The organism is Pseudomonas sp. CM25 (genome assembly GCF_013179705.1).
GTDB lineage: Bacteria > Pseudomonadota > Gammaproteobacteria > Pseudomonadales > Pseudomonadaceae > Aquipseudomonas.
Map to the genome: position 1 here is coordinate 1 of NZ_JABMCW010000381.1, position 4755 is coordinate 4755.

The window sequence follows — 4755 nt, forward strand, 5'->3', positions numbered from 1 at the left end:
GGCTACCCGCCAACATCACTTCAGTTGGGCCTCCGAGATGGAACGTGAAGTGCTCGATCCCTTTCATGAATGGAGGCGTTTGGATCAGGAAGAGGGTGTGGTGATCTTGAGTGCCGGCAGGCCGCAAAAATGGGCCTGTGTCGACAAATCGATCTGTGCAGACGAAGCCCAGGCGGTTGTAGAAAGCCTCTGCTTTGACTGCATCAGGGACGAAGTAAACGACATGTGACAGGCTACGAGGCAGCGCTGCGATGTCGTTGCTTGCACCTAGGGCGTTCACAGCACGTGCAGCAGGAGCGCCAGGTGCATGACTGGCTTCAGCGGGGAGGTCCAGTGCACGGCGTTTAGTGATCTGGAAGCCAAGAGCGAATCCCATGTCGTCGCGGCAACGGAGGACGCCATCCTCTCCGCGCACGACCTCACGATCTTTTCGCAGCTCGGACTCAATTGCCTGTAGCGATTCTTCATCGGCAACGCCGTAAACCGTTTCCCGCAAGGTCGTGGCCGTTTCCATCGCCGCAGGCAAACTTGCGTCGCTTCGCGGATAGATTTTTACGCCAGTACCATCCAATGCTTCGAGATAGGTTCCACCACCTTCGCGGCTTTGAGGTTTCAAGCCATAGTCAGTGAGGTACTGGATGCAGTCGTCTACGTTGTCGACGCCGAAGACAAGGTAGTCAGGTCCAATGATCTTCATTATTTTTTCTCGTATGGGCGCTTACGCGGTTCGGCCGCCAAGGGTTTCTGCGACCCAATCGGCAATGAATTGACCGGCATTGATGGAGTTATCGAAGCTGGAGTGCTGCACACCACCTTCACGAGAGGTGAAAATTTTCAGCTCGCGTTTAGGGCTGTTGATCAATTGCTCGTAGGTGCGGTGGGCCCATTTCAAAGGAATTTGTGAGTCTTGCTCACCATGGGTGACCAGAAATGGAACCTTGATCCGTTCAACTACACCATCGAGATGCACGTTCTCAGCGATTTGCATGAATTCTTCGATGTCTTTACCGCCCCATACCCAACGCACGTGATCCCAGTAATGAGGTACAGGAAGGCTGCCTTCACGTTCCAAGCGGCGTTTCTGCACTTCGCGCCAATCATGGTTGGCGCCCCATACCACACCGCATGCAAAGCGTGGTTCGAATGCCACAGCGCGTGGGCAGTAATAGCCACCTAAAGACACGCCCTCACAGCCGATTCGCTTCGGATCGATGTCGTCACGCGTCTCCAGCCAGTCCACGACTCGGCTTGCCCAGTGCTCTGCATCGTAGCGGGCTTTCAAATCATGTAGCCGAAGGGCTTCACCGGTGCCCGGCTGATCAATCAGCAATGATGCAATACCTCGTTTTGCAAGCCACTGCGGCAGGCCGACGCGGTATTTCATCTCCTTGGTTGAGTCCAAACCATTGAGTTGGACCAGGATCGGAGCTGGGCCCTTTACGCCTTCTGCCCTAATGTAAAGGCCGGAAATAACCTTGCCCTCGTAGGGGATCTCGACACGCTCACAGTTTTCCTTGGAGAGACAAATTCCCCGCGCGAAGGTATCCAGAAAACGTTGATACAGTTCTAAGCGACCCGGGGCTCCGTGTCCCTGAAGGCGTTCGCAGGTCAGGTAGTAGGTCGCAGCTCGGTTGTACTTCTCTCCGGCCGAAAGCTGGCGTCCCAGCTCCTGGTCTTCTTGAGCCAGCACGCAGAGCTTGTCTGCCATCGTTGCCCAAGTCTGGCGGAATGCACGAGTGCCTTCGGCATCTGGCTGCTTGGCTGCTTCTTGCAACGGTTCGCACATCTCAACGATTTCACCAATCCGTGCGCCCATTTCAAGGGCAAGGTCCACGGACAAGTTCCAAACGTAATTGGTGGGGAAGTATCGGAACATTTTGTTTTCCTTCTTGTGATCCGGGTCGCCCGTGATCGAGGCATTGGCAGGGTTCAAAGCAGTGCTGTGATTTCTGCTTTTCGGCGGGCGACGTCCACCCAGCGGGCGGCCTTGGCAAACTCGCATGGCTTTCAGGAATTGGACAAATCGCTTGTTGGGATGGGAGCTATCAGATTGCGAGATACCAGGTTCTGGAGCACGCATGGCGAATGGCGATGTATGGCATCGCGAAGCACGATTAGTCCGCAAGGGAGGGGTTGGCTAGTGTGCCGTCTCATTTATTCGGAAGGATCACCCTCTTGTCACTGGATACTCGGCGCCGATGGAACCCTCTCGGAGGGATAAATGCATGTCTCGGCCAACTTAGCGTTGGGGCAAAGCTATCGCTTGGTTTTGGGACGGTACTGTTTTGTACGATGGCCGTGGGCTGTGTTGCCTGGTACGCGCTTCACGAGAGCCAAGCTAATAGCGCCCAACTGCGTAGTCTGGATCTCTTGCAGAGTAACCTTCTTCAGGCTCGAATCGCAGAGCGAGGGTTTGATCCCGTGAAGGCTCCTGAGTCAGCTGAGCAGGTCGCCAGCGCGCTACATGCCGTGAGCAGTGGCGTGCAAGAAGCGGCGATAGGTGAACCATTCAAGTCAGCCATGGATGACTCCATCGCTGAGTATCAGCACGCGTTTCTGACCTACGCCAAGGCCCTGAGGCAATCCATTGATGCTCGTTTACGAATGCAATCGCTGGCCGAAACCGCAGGTCAGAATTTTGCCGGTGTTTTCCTCGATCAGATGGACACAGTTAACGCTCGACTGGAGCAAGGGCAGTCGCCGGATGAGTCGACTATGCAGTCTCTCGAAGACGCCGCGGCATTGCATCAGAGATTATCCAACCTGAGGGACAGTGAAATGTACTTTTCGCTGAATCCGCAGAAGCGCTTTCACGACGAGTGGGTGAACCGTATAAATGAGTTGGGCACCGCGTTGTCGGCTTTCTTTGTCCGTCAGGACGGTGAGCGTAGGCAAGCGTTGGAAACCTCTCGGTCGGCTCTGGAGGATTATCGTCAAGCTTTCCTGTTGTATGCCGCTAGCGGTGAAGAGGCGCAGGCTCAACGGGAGGCCATGACTGCGGCAGCGCAGAGGGTTACGCATTTGCTGGACGAAGAACTGACCAGGGCCACCTCGGGGAGTGAGGCTCAGCGCGAACAGCTTAACTTGCAACTGATATGTCTGTTGGCGCTAGCTCTTGCTTCCAGTATCGGCTCAAGCATGCTTATCAGACGTTCGATCGTGGTACCGGTCCGAATGATTCTCGGACTGGCGCGGCAAGTCGCAGCCGGCAATTTGCAAGGCCGCCCGCCGAGCCTGGCTCGACGTGACGAATTGGGCCAGCTGAATGAGTCAGTTGGCCTAATGATGCAGGCGATAAGAGAATTGGTTGGTCGGATTCGAGAGGATGTTGCGCAACTCGACTTCGCCGCCGGTACATTGGTAGAAATGGCGGAGCGGACGGGGAATGGAGTCAGAGCGCAGCGTCAGCAGGTCACGGAAGTGACCGATACGATGCAGAGAATGACGATCGCCGCAGTCCAGGTTAACGAAACTGCAAGTGACAGTCAGGTCATACTCCGTGAAGCGAGCCTGATGGTCCATGAAGGTGATGAACTGGTACGCCAGGCTAGCGAGAGCCTTCAACAGCTTTCTCAAGAAATGATTGCTGGCACAAACGCGATGGCAGCACTTCAGTCTCAGAGCGAAGCGATCACTAGTGTTTTGGATGTGATTCGGACCATCGCAGAACAGACCAATTTGCTTGCGCTGAATGCTGCAATTGAAGCTGCTCGTGCTGGGCCGCATGGTCGGGGGTTTGCTGTGGTGGCCGATGAGGTTAGGGCCTTGGCCAAGCACACCCGAGATTCAACAGTACAGATTGATGTCATGATTCAAAGCTTGGGTGAGGTTACGGGAGAGGTCGCGGCCCGTCTCGGTGACAGCCAGCGTTTAACCGTTTCTGGCGTTCGGTTAACCAATCGGGCGAGTGAAATGCTTTCTACTGCGACAAGAAACGTTGTGCGAGTTGAGGATAGTGGGCAGCACATCTTAGGCGCTGCAAAAAATCAGCACCTACTCGCTTGTCAGGTCGATTCAGTGACAGGTGAGGTGGGAAGAGTGATTGAGCAAAATGCACAGGAGTGCATCAGGTTGGAGGAAGCATGCGGCAGATTGCGGCGCCTCAGCTCCAGTTTGGGTGAGGCGCTCAAAGCCTATCGGACGGACTAAGTCAGGCCGCAATTGGTGTAGTGGGACGACTGGCCATTTCCACCAATGTCTTGCGGAGCCAAGCCAGCACAGGGTCTCTATCGAGACTGCGGTGCCAGCTCATGTATTCTTGCATCGTGGGAAGGCTAACTGGTGGTGGAACTATACGCAGCGGTAGGTTGCGTGCATACAAGTGCGCCAGCCGGCTGTGAACGGTCGCTATGCGCTTGGTGCCCACTACGAGCTGTGGCAGTGTGTTGAAATCGTGTGTGATGACTTCAATACGACGTTTGCATCCGTATTCCGCCATGAACCACTCTTCAATCCCGGGAGTGCGATTTCGACCGAAGACCACTGAGACATGGCCCATTTCCAGATACTGCTCAAGCGTCAGCTTTTCACCCACTGAGCGATTGTCGTCGCAGACGACACAGACATGCTGTTCATCGAACAGAATCTGCGAAGGGTGATCCTTCGGGATGAAGTGGTCAGGCGCGATCATCAGATCGACCTCCCCACGCATCAGCATCTCCATGGCTGTTTCGCCAGGGCTCACTAGCTCGAAGGTGATCAGTGGAGCGTGTTGATTGATCTCCCTGATGACCTCTGCAAAAAGGACGCTAATCA

General features: G+C 55.0%; 4 protein-coding genes. 1 reads left to right on the forward strand and 3 read right to left on the reverse strand.

From position 1 onward, the window contains the following. Both HP546_RS26020 and HP546_RS26025 read right to left on the reverse strand, forming a co-directional pair. On the reverse strand, window positions 1-697 hold a 697-nt coding region (locus HP546_RS26020; RefSeq protein WP_172231438.1), incomplete at its 3' end, for a glyoxalase. A gap of 21 nt (window positions 698-718) precedes the next feature. Beyond that, window positions 719-1876, reverse strand: coding sequence for a S9 family peptidase (locus HP546_RS26025; RefSeq protein WP_172231441.1), 1158 nt, complete (start codon window positions 1874-1876; stop codon window positions 719-721). Window positions 1877-2181: 305 nt separating this feature from the next. Between HP546_RS26025 and HP546_RS26030 the strand changes: the two genes are divergently transcribed. Next, window positions 2182-4149: a methyl-accepting chemotaxis protein gene (locus HP546_RS26030; protein WP_372242464.1), complete on the forward strand. Its 1968-nt coding sequence runs from the start codon at window positions 2182-2184 to the stop codon at window positions 4147-4149. Between the two features lies 1 nt (window position 4150). Here the strand turns inward: HP546_RS26030 and HP546_RS26035 are convergent. Beyond that, a partial coding sequence (locus tag HP546_RS26035; protein WP_256678538.1) for a LysR substrate-binding domain-containing protein occupies window positions 4151-4755 on the reverse strand: 605 nt, incomplete at its 5' end.

Excerpts from the sequence above, each read along its gene's own strand:
- HP546_RS26025 (WP_172231441.1), bottom strand. The coding sequence starts at position 1,876 with ATGTTCCGATACTTCCCCACCAATTACGTTTGGAACTTGTCCGTGGAC.